17 protein-coding genes are annotated in these 16,043 nt (G+C 45.6%); 6 read left to right on the top strand and 11 right to left on the bottom strand.

The window, feature by feature from the left end; all coding sequences use genetic code 11:
• Together TTER_RS07185 and TTER_RS07180 are read right to left on the bottom strand one after the other, a co-directional pair.
• Window positions 1-492: an NUDIX hydrolase gene (locus tag TTER_RS07185; protein ID WP_012875357.1), complete on the bottom strand. Its 492-nt coding sequence runs from the start codon at window positions 490-492 to the stop codon at window positions 1-3.
• A gap of 1 nt (window position 493) precedes the next feature.
• On the bottom strand, window positions 494-1,108 hold the full coding sequence (locus TTER_RS07180) for a nucleotidyltransferase family protein (protein ID WP_012875356.1): 615 nt from the start codon (window positions 1,106-1,108) through the stop codon (window positions 494-496).
• Between the two features lie 130 nt (window positions 1,109-1,238).
• Between TTER_RS07180 and TTER_RS07175 the strand changes: the two genes are divergently transcribed.
• Window positions 1,239-1,868, top strand: coding sequence for an LON peptidase substrate-binding domain-containing protein (locus TTER_RS07175; protein ID WP_041424942.1), 630 nt, complete (start codon window positions 1,239-1,241; stop codon window positions 1,866-1,868).
• A 115-nt stretch (window positions 1,869-1,983) separates the two neighbouring features.
• Here TTER_RS07175 and erpA read toward each other — a convergent pair whose 3' ends face one another.
• The 4 genes from erpA to mltG form a co-directional block, all read right to left on the bottom strand.
• Window positions 1,984-2,340 carry an iron-sulfur cluster insertion protein ErpA gene (erpA, locus tag TTER_RS07170; protein ID WP_012875354.1) on the bottom strand — a complete coding sequence of 119 codons (357 nt, stop codon included), beginning with the start codon at window positions 2,338-2,340 and terminating at the stop codon, window positions 1,984-1,986.
• Between the two features lie 82 nt (window positions 2,341-2,422).
• Entirely contained in the window at window positions 2,423-2,893 is a 471-nt protein-coding gene (locus TTER_RS07165; protein WP_012875353.1) for a flavin reductase, read from the bottom strand.
• A gap of 1 nt (window position 2,894) precedes the next feature.
• Window positions 2,895-3,518 (bottom strand): prepilin peptidase, encoded by a 624-nt coding sequence (locus TTER_RS14730; protein ID WP_012875352.1) that lies wholly within the window; start codon window positions 3,516-3,518, stop codon window positions 2,895-2,897.
• Window positions 3,515-4,558: an endolytic transglycosylase MltG gene (mltG, locus tag TTER_RS07155; protein WP_012875351.1), complete on the bottom strand. Its 1,044-nt coding sequence runs from the start codon at window positions 4,556-4,558 to the stop codon at window positions 3,515-3,517. The genes TTER_RS14730 and mltG overlap by 4 nt, the downstream gene beginning before the upstream one ends.
• 62 nt (window positions 4,559-4,620) lie before the next feature.
• On the opposite strand from mltG, the gene miaA reads away from it, so the two are divergent.
• From miaA to purH, 4 genes are all read left to right on the top strand, one after another.
• On the top strand, window positions 4,621-5,547 hold the full coding sequence (miaA, locus tag TTER_RS07150; RefSeq protein WP_169302643.1) for a tRNA (adenosine(37)-N6)-dimethylallyltransferase MiaA: 927 nt from the start codon (window positions 4,621-4,623) through the stop codon (window positions 5,545-5,547).
• 67 nt (window positions 5,548-5,614) lie between these two features.
• Window positions 5,615-6,940: a GTPase HflX gene (gene hflX, locus TTER_RS07145; protein WP_012875349.1), complete on the top strand. Its 1,326-nt coding sequence runs from the start codon at window positions 5,615-5,617 to the stop codon at window positions 6,938-6,940.
• Between the two features lie 108 nt (window positions 6,941-7,048).
• A complete protein-coding gene (purN, locus tag TTER_RS07140; RefSeq protein WP_012875348.1) occupies window positions 7,049-7,657 on the top strand; it encodes a phosphoribosylglycinamide formyltransferase in 609 nt (202 codons plus the stop codon).
• 4 nt (window positions 7,658-7,661) lie between these two features.
• A complete protein-coding gene (gene purH / locus TTER_RS07135) occupies window positions 7,662-9,209 on the top strand; it encodes a bifunctional phosphoribosylaminoimidazolecarboxamide formyltransferase/IMP cyclohydrolase (protein ID WP_041424933.1) in 1,548 nt (515 codons plus the stop codon).
• A gap of 80 nt (window positions 9,210-9,289) precedes the next feature.
• Here the strand turns inward: purH and purE are convergent, their stop codons facing one another.
• The 3 genes from purE to rlmN are packed head-to-tail and all read right to left on the bottom strand — an operon-like array spanning window position 9,290 to window position 12,040.
• Window positions 9,290-9,748 carry a 5-(carboxyamino)imidazole ribonucleotide mutase gene (gene purE / locus TTER_RS07130; protein WP_012875346.1) on the bottom strand — a complete coding sequence of 153 codons (459 nt, stop codon included), beginning with the start codon at window positions 9,746-9,748 and terminating at the stop codon, window positions 9,290-9,292.
• Window positions 9,739-10,953 carry a nickel pincer cofactor biosynthesis protein LarC gene (gene larC / locus TTER_RS07125; RefSeq protein WP_012875345.1) on the bottom strand — a complete coding sequence of 405 codons (1,215 nt, stop codon included), beginning with the start codon at window positions 10,951-10,953 and terminating at the stop codon, window positions 9,739-9,741. The genes purE and larC overlap by 10 nt, the downstream gene beginning before the upstream one ends.
• The gene (gene rlmN / locus TTER_RS07120) at window positions 10,925-12,040 is read right to left on the bottom strand and encodes a dual-specificity RNA methyltransferase RlmN (protein WP_012875344.1); all 1,116 of its coding nucleotides are present in this window, start codon (window positions 12,038-12,040) and stop codon (window positions 10,925-10,927) included. Before rlmN ends, larC begins: the two co-directional genes overlap by 29 nt.
• A 132-nt stretch (window positions 12,041-12,172) precedes the next feature.
• Between rlmN and panB the strand changes: the two genes are divergently transcribed.
• On the top strand, window positions 12,173-13,027 hold the full coding sequence (gene panB / locus TTER_RS07115; protein ID WP_012875343.1) for a 3-methyl-2-oxobutanoate hydroxymethyltransferase: 855 nt from the start codon (window positions 12,173-12,175) through the stop codon (window positions 13,025-13,027).
• A gap of 42 nt (window positions 13,028-13,069) precedes the next feature.
• Here panB and TTER_RS07110 read toward each other — a convergent pair whose 3' ends face one another.
• Window positions 13,070-14,173, bottom strand: coding sequence for an aminopeptidase (locus TTER_RS07110; RefSeq protein ID WP_012875342.1), 1,104 nt, complete (start codon window positions 14,171-14,173; stop codon window positions 13,070-13,072).
• A gap of 25 nt (window positions 14,174-14,198) precedes the next feature.
• Window positions 14,199-15,950, bottom strand: a complete 1,752-nt coding sequence (locus TTER_RS07105; protein WP_012875341.1) for an ATP-dependent DNA ligase — start codon at window positions 15,948-15,950, stop codon at window positions 14,199-14,201.
• Window positions 15,951-16,043: the final 93 nt, after the last annotated feature.

Raw genomic sequence — 16,043 nt, 5'->3', positions numbered from 1 at the left:
CTATTCATGTCCTTTTACTAGTTTCGTAAGCCAGTTATTTATTATAAGCTTATCGTGTTCAAAGGCCATATCAGGGAGGGCCCTAGCATCAAACCATTCGATAGCTGCAATTTCGTCTTGGTTAGGTAAAATCTTGCCTTGTACATTTTGGACTTCGTATACAGCCAGGATTACCGGATTACCCTTTTCCGACCAAAGTTCAATCAGTTTTGGATTAGATATTCTTAACCCTGTTTCTTCGTAAACTTCCCTTTCCAGTGCATCTTCTAGCTTTTCACCTCGGTCGACGTAGCCCGCAGGAAAGCTCCACTTGCCTTTGCCCGGATCATAGGTCCTCTTACATAGCAAAATGTTGAAGTTAGAGTGTATTAGGGCAGCGACTACTACTTTGGGGTCGTCCCACAATACCCATCCACATGAAGGGCAAACGCGCCTTATCCTATCTTCCAAATTACGTTTTGTAAGCTCGTGACCACACTGGAGGCAGTACATGCTATCGTTCCATAAATCTTGCAAGGATATTTTTATAGTCCTCGGGCGTATCAATATCCTCCATGGAACCCAGATCTCCAACTTCCACTTTTATTACCAGGTCTAAGTGATTGTAGATGATATTTTTTGCCCCTTTATCTCCGCTTATCGTCCTTAAATCACCAATGGATTCTGCAGGGAAAATAACTGGGTTACCATCTTTGCCGTTATAAGTAGGAACTATTATCTTCTTTGGATGAAGATCAAATGTGTCGATTAGTTTATCTATGATCTCAGTGCTCACTAAAGGTTGATCTCCAAGTAAAACCATTACTCCCCTGGCGCCTTCGCTTACTTCCTCTAATCCTAACTTGATAGATGAGCTTATTCCTCTTACTGGGTCTGTATTGACCACTATAAGCACCTTCTTATCTAATGATTCTAGTATTTGGGTTGCTTGCTGCTCTATTTGGGGCGATACTACTACGATTACTTGGTCCAGCTTTGACCTTATAGCGTTAAGCATGACCTGTGACAGGAGTGTTTGAGATCCTAGCTTTAGGAGCTGTTTAGGTTGTCCCATTCTCTGGGAGAGTCCAGCTGCTAAGACAATACCTGTAACCCTTGTTGAATTCATCTTATCGTCCATCATTGGCTTTCAATGGTCATATTTGCAGTTATGCTCTTGCGTATTTACCATAGTTATGGGAGAAGAAGCTAGATTTTGCTTCCTAGTTTAGATACAGGAGTATTCCTTGCAACCATCCGTGAATATAATACCTTTGTTTCCATTACACACTGTGCTGTTTCCAGGTATGCTTTTACCCCTCCACATCTTTGAGGAGAGGTATAAGATAATGATCTCCCGCTGTCTTGCTCACGATGGGATGTTCGGGGTGGTTAAGATTCGCAAGGGTAAAGAGGTCGGAGGTCCGGCTGAGCCAGAAGAAATCGGTACTATGGCAAGAATAGTTTCAGCTGGGAAGTATCCGGATGGTCGTATGGATCTACTTACTGTAGGTAAAGAGAGATTTCGTATCCTTCGACTTATAGATGATGAGCCTTACTTGCAGGCTGAGATAGAGTTTTTACGAGATGAAGAAGAGGATGAGCATGAGGTGTCTATACTTGCCGAAGAGGTCAGGGATTTGATCTCTGATTACCGAAAAAAGGCAGGTATAAAAGGATCTTCGGACGAAATCAGCCATGATATTCAGTCGCTGTCTTTCGTGGCAGGAGCACTTCACATTCCTTTATCTGAGAAACAGAAAATCTTGGAGTGCACCTCTGCCAGGCAAAGATTGGACTGGGTAGCCAAGCATCTACGTGCAGAGATAAGTCTCTTGGATAAAATAGGACCTACCAGACCTATTATTGAGCCCGATGGTGATATATAGAGGTCAGTCTAAAGCTTTCTTAAAAATAAAAAATAATTACAAGAGGGGGTACCTATAGTTAGGTCCCCCCTCTCGTCTTGTCTCTTCAGATTTTTGTTTACTACGGTTTAGGATATTACCTGCAGCTTCTGGCTGTAGCAGCGTTACTGCCAGTGTCAAAAGAGTGCCCGCAGGCACAAGTACTCACTGCATTAGGATTGTTGATAGTAAACCCAGAGCCGAACAAGCCATCTATGTAGTCAATCTCAGATCCTTTGACATAAGGATAGCTGTAGCTATCTATTAGGATCTTGACGCCGTTTTGCTCGAATACATGGTCCTCAGGATCAACCTCTTCTTCAAAGGCCATACCATAGTTAAGACCGGAGCATCCGCCGCCCGCAACATATAGCCTTAGGGCAGCACCCTGTTGTCCTTCCTTCTCCATCAGGTCCTTGATCTTGGCGGCTGCACTCTCCGTAATTGTTACCATCTTTTCAGAAACCTCCCAACTGGATCATCCTACTCTCTGAAGCAGTATATAACAAGCCGGCGTTACTAGTCAATCCGATTCACTAGTAAAAATGACTAGCCAACCCGCTTTGCCTGAGGGTTAGCGGTTGGCCTTGCGAGGGCATAAAGTGCCTATTTGATCTCAATATTATAAGTAGGCTGTCCCCTTGCTCTGTGATCTCTATCACACTACATTCCAGAGCCAATACCGATTTTGAAAGTACCGTATTGTTATCCTGATGCACTTCTACATCATCAGGCAATTTGGGTCTACTCTCTAGTAAGCTTTCCACTGTTGTTCGCTCCCCTGCCATGAGAACATTTATCCATATTGTTTGATCCTTACTTATTGATGTAGCTAAAGGGTCTGTTTTCTTTATACTTGCTACTAACAAAAGAGGATTCCAAGAAATAGGCATCAATTGTGGTGTTACCGTCTGGACGATGTCGTCGTTAATTTTGAGGGTGAGAACATAAACTCCTAGTGTAAATATCTCTCCTATATTGCTGTCAGTAGATTTAGCTCTTGGCATCTTATTTCCCTAGGTTCAAGCTAATTACAACTATTGCAGCCACGCACAATGGAGCTCCAAAAGCAAAGTAACTTTTTCTACTTGCCTTCCCTGTTATCAGGAGTAATGTGGCGTAGACTCCAGCTAGGACTACCCCAAGTATCAGAGCTGCTAGTGCTGATCTTGCCCCCACCATGCCACCTATCATGGCAGCTAATAGAATATCTCCTACCCCAAGCGCCGATGCTCGGAATATCATTATCCCTATTGCAAATATCAGCGTAAATACAATAAGCCCTTCTAACAGCCCTACTAGAGTATTGGTCAGGTTTGTATTGCACAATAATGGGTTAAGCAGAAGTGATGCCAGTATTCCCGTTATCACGACTGAAGGATATACAAGTCTCCTTTGCAGGTCTATAGCTCCGCATGCGGCTAGAATAGCGATGTATATGCCAGCCGCTAAGTTACATTCGATGCCTGCTTGTAGCCCATGAACTAAGACCGCTAGGAAGCAAATAGTAGCGAGCAGGAGTGATTGCTTGCTGCCGACTGCCGGTTTTATTCCACCTATCTTTGATGCAATTATATTTGCCGTAGTGGCTGATAGCAGACCTATCACCAGAGATATAAGTGCTTCGATCATCTTCTAAGGTATCTTTGTATGTTTTGTTCGTGTTCCTGTAAAGTTTTTGCAAAAGCATGCGACCCATCACCCTTAGCAACAAAATAAAGGTAATCTGTGTGGGCGGGATACGCTACGGCTTTTATTGATGGTAAACCAGGGCTACAGATAGGTCCTGGTGGGAGCCCCTTATGTACATATGTATTGTAAGGGGAGTCGGATTTTAGATCTTGCCTTGTCAGAGGGGACTTCCACCATTCTCCCCTTTTCCCAACTGCATATTGGACTGTTGGGTCAGCCTGCAGGGGCATGCCCTTTCTTAGCCGATTAAGATAAACCGAGGCAATTATTGGTCTCTCAGACGGAATTTGAGCCTCTCTTTCCACAATGCTGGCCAGGGTTAGTCCTTCGTTTATAGTTAACCCTTGGCGTTTGAAGCCTTGAATTATATCCTTGGAGAGGTGCTTTTGCATGTTAGCTATTCCCTCTCTTACAAGCTGCTGTGCAGCATTCTCCTCCGTAAAGATATATGTATCTGGAAAGATATAACCTTCGATACTAACCCCCTTAGGCTTAGAAGCTAATAACGGAGACTTTGGTGGGTTATTGATTGCTTCCTGCCATTGTTGTGGAGTAGTGAGTCCTAATTGAAGCATCCTGTCCTCAATTTGCCCCAGCCTAAAACCTTCGGGGATGGTGATCTTAGACTGATTGCTTGCATCTGTGAAGGTAGCTATGAGATCCCTAGCACTCGTTCCCCTCTTTATTAAATATCTGCCTGGTAGGAGATGACCCCTCTCACCTGAGAGCACGACTAGCGCCTTGAATATTAACGGCCTTCTTATGATCCCTAGCCTGTGTAATCTATCTGTAAGATCGTTCCAGCCTTCTCCATGTCTCACTACAACTGTCACTGGTTTAGAAGATGCATCCGCCCTAGGTGTTGGGTCCAAATACCACCATAGTGCTGGAACTGCCAAGGCAAGAATCACTAATGCCCAAAATAGAGGCCAACGTGCTGGTTGATCATCTGGAGATTGCCTATTGATGTCCTGATTCATCTTGCGATTCTAGCAAGCAGAGATGCACATTACAATTTCTGCCGCACTTGGTACTATATCATGTGTCCGCACAAAAGCTACCGGTGATAGTAATCCTTGGCCCTACTGCTGTGGGAAAGACTGCCCTGTCCATAGACCTCTGCCTCGAATATAACGGAGAGGTAGTCAATCAGGATAGTAGGCAGGTTTATCGATACATGGATATCGGAACTGCTAAACCTACTCGTGAGCAACAAGCCAAGGTTCATCATCACTGCATAGATCTCGTAAATCCAGATGAGACATGGACGCTAGCACAGCAGCAGGAACTGTCTTATAGAACAATTGACTCTTTACTCGATAGACATAAAGTCCCTTTTGTGGTGGGGGGTACAGGTCAATATCTGAAGGCAATCATTGAGGGTTGGAATATACCAAGAGTAGCTCCCAATCCTGAGATTAGAGATTCTTTGCGTGCTATTGCCAAGCAAAAAGGTACAAAATTTCTCCATGACAAGTTGAGAAGTGTCGATCCTGTGGCTGCCGAGAGGATCCTTCCAGGCGACTTGCGAAGAATAATTAGGGCCCTAGAGGTGTTTGAATTAACAGGGAGGCCGATATCTGAGCTTCAGTCTTCAGAACCTCCCAAGTATGATTTTCTGATACTTGGTCTAACAATGGACAGACCTAAGTTGTATGAACGCATTGAGAACAGAACCAAGGATATGTTGCGCAGGGGGCTTTTGGAAGAGATACAAGGCTTGCTAGATATGGGTTACGGATGGGATCTGCCCTCTATGCAGAGCATAGGCTATGGTGACTTTCAGCCATATTTTGAGGGCCGGTCGTCTCTTGAAGAATGTTTGAGGCACCTTTCCTATCATAATCACAAGTTAGTCAGACACCAATATGTGTGGTTTAGAAAGTTTAGAGATGTGAATTGGTTTGATCCAACTACAGATACGGATTTGGTGCACATGAAATCTCTAATAAATAGACACCTGTCCTAATCTGTTGTTGCAACTTGGTTATAGTAGTATAACTATGAGAAATAAAGATGTATTCAGAGGAGATCAATTGCAGGACACAATTGACAGAGTAGGACCTATAAAACCAGTTTCGACTGCACAACCTGAAGAGCTGGCAATTTTAGTAGGGGTTCAGACCCCAGATAGCAAATGGGATGTTAATTCATCTCTAGATGAATTAGAGAGGCTAGCTGATACGGCTGATGTCAAGGTTGTAGGGCGAATAACACAACGCCTTGCAGCTCCTGATCCCAGGACGTTTATCGGTAAGGGTAAGTTGCGCGAGCTAGCCGATATGAAGAACGCAACTGGCGCTACAGTTGTTTTATTTGATGACGAACTCTCTCCAAGTCAGGAGCGTAATCTAGAGGACGAGCTCAAGTGCAAGATAATAGATAGATCTGCCCTGATACTAGATATATTTGCTCGACGAGCTAGAACTAAAGAGGGAAGATTACAGGTAGAACTTGCTCAGCTTGAGTACCGCCTTCCGAGGCTTACAAGAATGTGGACACACCTCTCTAGACAAGGGGTGGGAGGGGTTGGTCTTAGAGGCCCAGGAGAAACTCAGCTGGAAGTTGACCGAAGACAGTCCAGAGAGCGTATAACTCATATAAAAAGAGAGATCGAGCAGGTAAGAAAGCATCGCAAGATACTGCGAGAACACAGGAAGGCTGAGGGACTACCGGTAGTCTCGCTTGTAGGCTACACGAATGCTGGTAAGAGTACGCTTCTTAATAAGCTGGCCGGTGCCGATGTCCTGGCAGAGGATAAGCTGTTCGCAACTCTTGATCCTACTACCAGGCAAGTGCGACTTCCTGCTGGCATGCTCAGCCTGTGGACGGACACTGTAGGCTTTATCCAGAAGTTGCCTACTGATCTAGTTGCTGCCTTCCGGGCTACTCTTGAGGAGATACTTGAAGCGGACGTGCTAGTTCACGTTGTGGACATAACTCACGAGAATGCGGAGGAACAAGCAGCAACCGTAAATGAGACCTTAAGATCCCTGGGGGCTGCTGATAAACCTACAGTAGTAGCGCTAAACAAGGTAGATAAGCTAGCTCCCGATCTCGATAGTGGCCTGCCGTCCTTAGAAGATCTCCCAGATAATTACGTTCTTATCTCTGCTGAGCTGGGATGGGGTATAGATACACTGTTGTCAAAAGTTGAGCAGGTGCTAGAAAGCAATCTAAGGGAGCTTGATGTATTGCTTCCTTATTCGGAGGGGGCTCTTGTGGATCTGTTCCATAAATATGGTCAGGTTAGAACTGAAGAGTTTACTCATGCTGGCACACACATCAGAGGTAAGTTACCCGAAAAATACGTAAGTCTTATGAGACGATATGAAACTGCTGAATCTAGGTCCGGTGACTAGTCACCGGACCTAGATTTGTTCTTAGACTAATTGCCCTGATCCTGGGTTTTCGGCAGTTGTTCTGCTATCTTTACTTGCAGAGAAAGATCCTATGGAGTTGGGTAGATAATGCTCAAAGTTGCGGTCATGGTATCTGGCAGGGGCAGTAACTTGGAAGCGATCCTCCAAAGGCAGCGCGAGGGAGTACTGGGAGCTGAGGTTTCCCTAGTGGTGTCTAATTATCCTGATGTTAAGGCCGTACAAATTGCAAATGATTTTGGAATAGAAGTATTTGTCTGTTCTGATCGCAAAGGTAATGATAGAAAAGAAGCTCAAATGGAAATATCTAACATGCTTACTGCCAGGGATGTTGGCTTAGTTGTTCTGGCAGGATATGATCGCATACTGACGAAGGAATTTGTGCGCCATTGGCAAGGAAGGATCATCAACATACACCCCTCACTATTACCTGCATTTGGAGGAACCCTCCACGCTCAAGCCGAGGCCCTAAAGCATGGTGTGAAGATCTCTGGTTGTACCGTACACTTTGTGACTGAGGATGTTGATGCGGGACCTATAATCGCACAGGCAGCAGTTCCGGTATTTGAGAATGATACTGTGGAATCTCTGTCCGACAGGATCTTGAGAGAAGAACATAGAATCCTCCCCGAGGCTATAAGGCTCTTTGCTCAGGGAAGGCTTACCATTCAGAATGGAAAAGTTTTAATCAAGGGGTAAGGTGGTGCGTGCTATTCTAAGCGTGTCCGACAAGACCGGCATTATAGAACTTGCAAAAGATCTTGTTTCCAAAGGGGTGGAGATTTTCTCTACTGGTGGGACTTTGACTGTGTTGAGGGAAGCTGATATTCCTGCCAAATCTGTTACCGACATCACTGGTTTCCCAGAGATCATGGAGGGGAGAGTCAAGACCCTGCACCCTCAGATACATGGGGGTATACTTGCCAGAAGATCTCGACCAGATGATATGCAAGAGATAGCAGCACTTGGTATCGAGCCTATAGATATCGTAGTTGTAAACCTTTATCCTTTTGAGGAAACTGTTTCTAATCCCAATACTGATCTCTCTACAGCACTAGAGAACATAGATATAGGCGGACCTACACTCATTAGGGCAGCAGCAAAGAATTTCGTAGACGTTTTGGTCTTGACAGATCCTCAGGATTATCAATCTGTTTTGGAGGAGTGGTCCCAACACGGGCAGGTGAGTCAACAAACTCGCAGGTGGCTAGCAGCTAAGGCTTTCGCCCATGTATCGGCTTACGATGCTCTTATAAATCGCTATCTAGCTGCTGAGGAGGAGCTATTCCCCAACATAGTCACTATACCTTTGCGGAAGGTACAGGATTTGGTGTATGGAGAGAACCCTCATCAAAGGGCAGCTTTATATGCTGAAGTAAGTCCTAGATATACAGGTCTGGTTCAAAAGTTGAGGCAAGTAGGTGGTAGGGACCTGTCTTTTAATAACATATTGGACCTATATGCTGCAGTTAGTGTTGTTGCTGACTTTCTAGGGCCAACGGTCACCATAATCAAACATGGTATTCCTTGTGGGTTGGCAACCAATCCTGATCTACAAGTAGCCTTTGAACGAGCACTAGCGGGGGATCCAGTATCGGCTTTTGGTGGGATAGTAGGTGTGAATCGCGAAATAGATGCGGGGTTGGCGGAAGTTATGACCCAAACACATTTTGATCTCATAGTTGCTCCTTCTATTACTGAGGAAGCCAAGCAGGTTTTTTCCAAGAAGCGTAGGTTGAGGTTACTAGAGGTGGGCGAAATGAAGCCCAGCTGGGAGGAGCCTCTAACTCCTTGGACTCTTGATTGGAGGAGAATAAACGGAGGGTTCCTCGCGCAAACCATGGACGCGGTATCTCCTGATGAGGTGACTACCAGGGTGGTCACGGAGCGTCAACCTACACTTGAAGAGACAACTGACTTGTTATTTGCATGGCGTGCAGTAGAGCATGTAAGGTCTAATGCTATAGTTCTAGCAAAGGATCTCTCCATGGTGGGTGTAGGTTCAGGTCAAACAAGTCGGGTTGATGCAGTGAGGCATGCAGTAGAGAAGGCTGGTCCAAGGGCAGAGGGCAGCGTTATGGCCAGTGATGCTTTCTTCCCGTTCCCAGATGGCATAGAGGAAGCTGCTAAGGGGGGAGTAACTGCAGTCATACAACCAGGTGGCTCTATCAGGGATGAAGAAGTAATACGTGCTGCTAACAAGCACGGCATAGCCATGGTCTTTACGGGCACCCGTCATTTCAAGCACTAAAGAAATGAAATAATGAAATTAAGTAAAGCATAGATCGGGAGGGATTACTCCCTCCCGATCTATGCAGCTGATAATGAGAGCTATCTCTCGGCAAGCTGTCTTCTGTACTCGTTATATTTCTCAGCTATTTCAGGGTATTTGATCCCAAGGATTTGTGCCGCCAGATAAGCTGCATTTCTGGCGCCTGCCTTTCCTATCGCCACGGTGGCCACTGGTACGCCTGCGGGCATCTGGACTATAGCGTAGAGGGAGTCTTGACCTTTGAGATCGCTTGTGGGCAGAGGAATGCCGATAACGGGTTTTGTTGTGAGGGAAGCTATAACTCCTGGCAGGTGTGCAGCCGCACCAGCTCCTGCTATAAACAGCTCTACACCGTTTGCTGTTGCCTGTGATATGTATTCCCTAAGCTTGTTGGGCTGGCGATGGGCGGATATTACCTTAAGCTCTCCTTCTATACCCATCTGTTCAAGAGTATCCATTGTTTCCTGCATATAAGATCTATCTGATTCACTACCCATTAGCACGGAAACTAGAGGCATAAATTTTCAATCTCCTTCCCTATAATTTTTCTTGCTTCCATGTTAGCTAAATCATAGACCTGATCTATAGACATGTTATGCTTTTGGGCTAATGAGGCACAGTCCTCGTACTCAGGCTTAGCCTGATGCACTTTGCCATCTATCAATTTCAACTTTAATCTGATTTTGCCTAATTTAGTATCTATCTCTCTTATCTCTCTGTGAGCTTTTACTCTTTTGAGACGGCTCTCTCTTACGCCAAGAGTTGTAGTCTCCCTTAGGAGCAAATTCGTAATCTCTAGTGCATTTTCTTCTGTCGTTAGGACGCTTATTATATGTCCGTATCTACCTTTCTTCATAATTACCGGAGAGATCCAGACATCCAGAGCCCCGCTACGAAGCAGTTTCGACTGCATGTAAGAAGTCAATTCAGGAGATAGGTCATCAATATTTGTCTCTATTATGACTACTTCGTCTACTTCATAAGTGCTATATGCTGATGAGGGTTCATCCCTCTCAAGCAGTATAGCTCTCAATGCATTGGGCCAAGGGAGATGACGTGAGCCAAATCCGTAACCTATTTTACGGACCTTGACATTAGTGGGTATATCAAAATGAGCTAGCCTGGCTACAAGGGCTGCTCCTGTAGGAGTTACCATCTCGCCCGAGCCCTTTTCAAACGTAACTCTGGCATTACAAGTACTGAGGATTTCCAAAGTAGCAGGTGCAGGTACCGGTAGTTTTCCGTGACTTGTAGATACGAAGCCATCTCCTAAAGGTAAGCTTGAACAGTAAATCTGATCTATCTCTAGAAGATGCAGCGCTAGGCACGTGCCTACTACATCTATTATCGAGTCTATAGCTCCGACTTCGTGAAAGTGTATTTCATCTACCGATGTGCCGTGTACTTTGGCTTCAGACTGAGCGATTAGGTGAAAGATATCTATGGCTTTATTCTTGACGTTGTCCGGAAGATTAGATTCTGTGATTATCTTGGCTATGTCTTGAAAGTTTCTGTGGGTATGCTGCTCTGAATACTCAACTTCTATCTTAGTTCCGTTTATGCCTGATCGCGTTGTCTTCTCTATCCTTAGATTCCAGTTACCCAGATCCAGGGATTGAAGCTGTTCATTCAGGGCGTTTGCGTCGGCGCCTAGATCTAACAGCGCTCCAAGAAACATATCTCCGCTAATGCCACTATATGTGTCTAGGTATAGCTGCATCATGAAGTGAATGCTCCATTCTTAGTTGGCCGCATGCTGCCAGAATATCTGCACCTCTTTCTAGTCTCACTGTGCATGGGATCCCCGCACTTAGCAGTATGTCTCTGAAAGTATTTACCTCCTCGGTTGAAGGAGGCTCGAAAGGACTCCCTGGTACTCTATTGAGAGGGATCAGGTTCACGTGGCAGAGCAGTCCTCGTAACAGGTTTGATAAATCTCTTGCGTGTTCTTTGGAGCTGTTACAGCCAGCTATAAGTACGTATTCGAAGGTAATCCTCCTATGAGTTCTCTCGACATATCTTTTGGCAGAGGCTATCAACTCTGATATAGGCCACCTGCGATTGATAGGCATGATACTTGTGCGTAGGTCATCGTTAGGTGCATGGAGCGATATAGCTAGGTTCACCTGAAGATCAGTTGGTGGAAATCTATCTATCTGATGAACCAGTCCTGCAGTGGATATAGTGATCCTGCGCGCACTAAAGTTCATGCCAGTGGGTTCGTGCAAATTCTCCACAGATCGCCAGACGGCGTCTAGGTTAGCTAGGGGCTCCCCCATACCCATGTACACAATGTTTGTGAGCCTCTTGCCTTTATCACGAAGCTTTTTCGAGAAGTACAGGATTTGATAGACTATTTCACCTGCGGAGAGATTTCTATAGAAACCTCCTAAGCCAGTAGCACAGAATGTGCATCCAATAGCGCATCCCGCTTGCGAGCTTACGCAGACCGTAGCCCTACCATCCATATATTCCATTAGAACGCTTTCGATAGCGTTACCATCTTCAAGTTGGAACAGGACTTTTTCGGTATCACCTCCATCGGCTACGAACGTCCTAACGGGAGTGATGTTAGGGAATGGGAACTCTGCACTTAGCACCTCTCTAAGGGCCTTTGGCAGACTAGTCATTTTCTCCGGATCGACTTCTAGCTGCCTATAGATGGCCTGCCATACCTGAACTGCCCTGTATTCTGGGTAATCCCTCAGCCTGATCCATTCACGCAGTTCCTGTAATGAAAGATCAAGCAAGGATTTAGCTGGCTTGTGATTTTTGTTTTTGGCGATGCCAAGTGCTGAGTGCATGCTCATCGAGCAATTATATCGTATAGCACTTGGATAATTTCTAAGCACTTTATATCCTTTACACTTATTTCCTTACTTGATACATTGCAACTGGACTTGACCATTTTATGGCAGGTACTACTTTGGGAGGAACAGGTGATGTCATCTACCCTTCATAAAGTTACCATTCAGGACCTAATACGTTTGAAGCAAAAAGATGAACCCATAGTAATGGTAACTGCGTATGACTATCCAACTGCCCTATTGGCTGATAGGGCTGGTATAGACGTCATACTAGTAGGCGATTCCATTGGTAACAATGTCCTTGGGTACGAACATACCTTACAGGTAAGTATGGACGAGATGATAAGCCATTCTAGAGCTGTTTCGAAGGCAACTGAAAGGGCTCTGATTGTGGGCGACATGCCCTATATGTCCTATCAGCCCTCCGATAGAGATGCGGTTTTGAATGCTGGTGCCTTTATGAGGGATGCTGAAGTCGATGCGGTAAAGCTCGAGGGCGGCACGGCAGTGCTTTCAAGGATTAAGGCCATAATAGCCGCAGGCATACCAGTAATGGGGCATATAGGTCTTACTCCTCAGTCATTCTCGTTGCTTGGAGGTTACAGGGTACAAGGGAGAGATTCTGGCTCTGCCTTGAGGCTCTTGAATGAGGCTTTAGCTCTTCAAGATGCAGGCATATTCGCTCTTGTTCTCGAGGCTGTGCCTGCACCTGTGGCCAAAGCTATCACAGAGCGCTTGGAGATACCCACCATCGGCATTGGAGCTGGCCCTTATTGCGATGGCCAAGTATTAGTCTTCCACGATATATTTGGCTTGAGTCAAAGATCACTACCTAAGTTTGCCAAACGATACGTTGACCTGTCTAAGCATATACTGAAGGGCTTCTGTATGTACAAAGAGGATGTAAAGAGTAGAAAGTTTCCCGACGAGGAGCATTCCTATTCATTGAGCCCTGAGGAGCTCAACAAATTCCAGCAAGCTTTGAGTTAGTTATTGTTGTGCACGGCAGCTAGAATCCTGCCGTGCACAACTCTACCAGATCTTGAACTTCCTATTTTCGTATATGAGCTCTCCGTCGGCGTAGACCTTAGCATCAGTCAGGTCTGCGATCATATCCCAGTGTATGGCAGATGCATTGGTCCCACCCGTTTCAGGATAGGCCCTTCCAAGGGCCATATGCATTGTTCCACCTATCTTTTCGTCAAAGAGTATGTTACGAGTGAACTTCTGGATATCGTAGTTTAGTCCGAAGGCTACTTCGCCGACTCTTCTAGCTCCCTCATCGACGTTTAGCATTGAGTTCAGCAAATCCTCCCCACGGGAAGCAGTGGCCTCTACAACCTTGCCGTCCTGGAAGGTGAGCCTCACGTTTTCTACTTCCCTTCCGTTGTATACGGCTGGATAACTGAACCTTATATGACCATTTACCGAATCCTCAATAGGTCCGGTGAATACTTCTCCGTCTGGGAAGTTGTGCTTGCCGTCTGCACTTATCCATTTTCTCCCACCCACTCGATAGCGGAGATCAATATCATTCCCAACGATATGTATTTCATCATGGCTTTCGAGCAGCTTCACGATTTCTTGTTGCTTTTTTGATATCTGCTGCCACGATTCAGATGGGTTATCGTGATGGATTAATCCTGCGTTAAACACAAAGTTTTCATATTCCTCTAGGGACATCTCTGCATCCTGAGCATATGCATGTGTAGGGTACAGAGTCAGGCACCATCTGAGCTCACCCGTTGCGGCTCTCTCAAGATATCTCCTCATGATATCTGTTCGGGCTTGCTGGGCGATGGCTAGCTTGTTGGGATCGACATTGGTTAGAGACTTGGTATTCTCATCCGCCATTATCCTTAGCATAGCATCGAAGTATTCTATCTCCTGTCTCTCGGGTTCGAGCACGAACCTCAACTGCTCGTCGCTGCTTTCACGGAACCTTATCTCGGCTAGGCCATCTATAGTTATCCTGGTCATAACGTGTGCACCAGCTCTGATAGCCTCTCTGTAAGCTTCTTTTACAAGGGGAGCGGCTGCAGCAGGAGCAGTGATTATAAGCTTATCTCCGGGTTGTATACCTAACGAGTAGTTTATAAGTACCTGTGCTAACTTCTGATGTCTCGGGTCCGTCATGATACATCACCTCAAGCAACATAGTTTATGAAGCAACTTGTTTGATCGCCTGTTGTTGATACATTTCTATTATCTCTTGTACCGTGGTGGCATCTTCAGGTCTCTTGTCTGACTCTCTAAAGCTCACTAGGCGAGGGAACCTAAGGGCATAACCTTGCTTCTCTCCGTTCATACCTGCTGTGTGCACAGGGGATCTTGTGATTTCGTCCGCGAGTACCTCTATAACTACCGCGGGCTCCACCCACACGCTTGGCTGAATTATACTTTCTACTCGAGCCGGCTTTTCTTCTGTGACATAGGGTTTACATCTTTCTACGACTTCCTTCCATTCTTCGTCAGTTAGTCCTGTGCCTATCTTAGTGATGGTTTGGAAGGTATCCTTGTCTGGGTTATAAACGGCAACCAATAATGCTCCCGCACCGAGCTGTGCTCTTTTCCCTCTGCCATAGATGTAGCCTACAATGACGCAGTCCACAGTGTCTTGGAGTTGCCCTGCGTGAGTTCTTTTGAGCTTTACCCAGTTAAAGTTCCTTGCTCCTGCCTGATAAGGGGAATCTAACCTCTTGGCGACTATACCTTCAAGGCCACTTTCTATTGCCTCGTTGAAAACCTCCATCAGCTTCTCGACGTTATCCGCTATGACCCAGTCGGAAACGATAAGAGAGTCTTCTCCCTTAATGGTATTTGCTAGTATCTCCCTTCGATCTACATATTTCATCCCCATCAAGTTTTCACCATTCTTGTAGAGAATGTCGAAAGCAAACAACTTTAAAGGGAGTTCTTGAGCCGCTTCTTCTATCTTGTGCTTTCTTCTTCGCTTTGTAGTGACTTGAAACGGGAGAAACTCTCCAGATAAGGGGTGATAGGCAAGGGCCTCTCCTTCAAAAATGGCAGTTTCCGCATCCACCATGGCTAGAGTGCCGCTGGTGATTTCAGGGAACATCCCCGTCATGTCCTCAAGATTCCTGGAAAATATCTTCACCTCGTTTCCTATTTTGTGTACCTGGCATCGGAAACCATCGTATTTCTTCTCAACAGCACATTGTCCCATCCTGTTGATTATGGCTTCGGGAGTAGGGAGCCTCTCGGCCAGAGCTGGTCTTACTGGATTACCGGGCATAATAGATAGTTTCTCTACGCCCTCTATACCATCCTTCCATAGAGTCTCAGCTATGAGTCCGAGATCTGAGGTTTCGTTATAGGCCCTTTCTAGAGGTTTGCGCAGGCTCTTATCCCCGCTCTTGGCGAAAGATAGAGCATCCAGAATAGTTGGATCTCCTACTCCCAACCTTAAAGTGCCTACTGGTATTCTGCATATGTAAGTCACCGATCTAGGATCCAACTTCTGTAATATATCCGCAAACATGCCTATCTTCTTCTCAATGCTACCTTGGCCAGATACCTGACTTATAGCCATAAGTTGATTGAATATTTCCAAGACTGTTGGGGTTTCTTCCATGGACAGCTCTTTTCCCGCTTCCTGCTGCACCTGGCGAGCCGCTGTGCCAATATCCCCAACTCTGTCAAACACTTGCATAACGTGCTTTCTGTCCACACCAAAAGCTTTGCCAATAGCGTCTGCAACGTAGTTTATTCCCATGCCTATCTCGATAGGCTTAAAGAAAGGCGCAAGCCTGCCCTGTAGTAGGTAAGTGATTGGTCGCACTTCGGACTGGTCACATTGGGAGTACAAGTCGGCCAAAATGGCTACCAAAGTGTTTCTGCTTGTAGTATGGTCCAATTGTTCAAAATATTCCGCGAGTTTTGAAAAGAGCATTTTGGCCTCCAATCGGATTACGTTGTGATTATAGCTTGCTTCACTAGCCTATATTAGGTCCAACCGTGACGATTTATGTGCTTCTAAATAGTA

Origin of the sequence: Thermobaculum terrenum ATCC BAA-798, from assembly GCF_000025005.1 — a bacterium.
Taxonomy (GTDB): domain Bacteria; phylum Chloroflexota; class Chloroflexia; order Thermobaculales; family Thermobaculaceae; genus Thermobaculum; species Thermobaculum terrenum.
The sequence above is the reverse complement of the archived record's forward strand: the minus strand, read 5'-3'. Positions and strand labels throughout refer to the sequence as shown.

Bases quoted from the DNA above. Each gene is read 5' to 3' on its own strand.
- TTER_RS07185 (WP_012875357.1), bottom strand. From the start codon at position 492: ATGTACTGCCTCCAGTGTGGTCACGAGCTTACAAAACGTAATTTGGAA.
- TTER_RS07180 (WP_012875356.1), bottom strand. From the start codon at position 1,108: ATGAATTCAACAAGGGTTACAGGTATTGTCTTAGCAGCTGGACTCTCC.
- erpA (WP_012875354.1), bottom strand. From the start codon at position 2,340: ATGGTAACAATTACGGAGAGTGCAGCCGCCAAGATCAAGGACCTGATG.
- TTER_RS07165 (WP_012875353.1), bottom strand. From the start codon at position 2,893: ATGCCAAGAGCTAAATCTACTGACAGCAATATAGGAGAGATATTTACA.
- TTER_RS14730 (WP_012875352.1), bottom strand. From the start codon at position 3,518: ATGATCGAAGCACTTATATCTCTGGTGATAGGTCTGCTATCAGCCACT.
- mltG (WP_012875351.1), bottom strand. From the start codon at position 4,558: ATGAATCAGGACATCAATAGGCAATCTCCAGATGATCAACCAGCACGT.
- purN (WP_012875348.1), top strand. From the start codon at position 7,049: ATGCTCAAAGTTGCGGTCATGGTATCTGGCAGGGGCAGTAACTTGGAA.
- purE (WP_012875346.1), bottom strand. From the start codon at position 9,748: ATGCCTCTAGTTTCCGTGCTAATGGGTAGTGAATCAGATAGATCTTAT.
- larC (WP_012875345.1), bottom strand. From the start codon at position 10,953: ATGATGCAGCTATACCTAGACACATATAGTGGCATTAGCGGAGATATG.
- rlmN (WP_012875344.1), bottom strand. From the start codon at position 12,040: ATGAGCATGCACTCAGCACTTGGCATCGCCAAAAACAAAAATCACAAG.
- panB (WP_012875343.1), top strand. From the start codon at position 12,173: ATGTCATCTACCCTTCATAAAGTTACCATTCAGGACCTAATACGTTTG.
- TTER_RS07110 (WP_012875342.1), bottom strand. From the start codon at position 14,173: ATGACGGACCCGAGACATCAGAAGTTAGCACAGGTACTTATAAACTAC.
- TTER_RS07105 (WP_012875341.1), bottom strand. From the start codon at position 15,950: ATGCTCTTTTCAAAACTCGCGGAATATTTTGAACAATTGGACCATACT.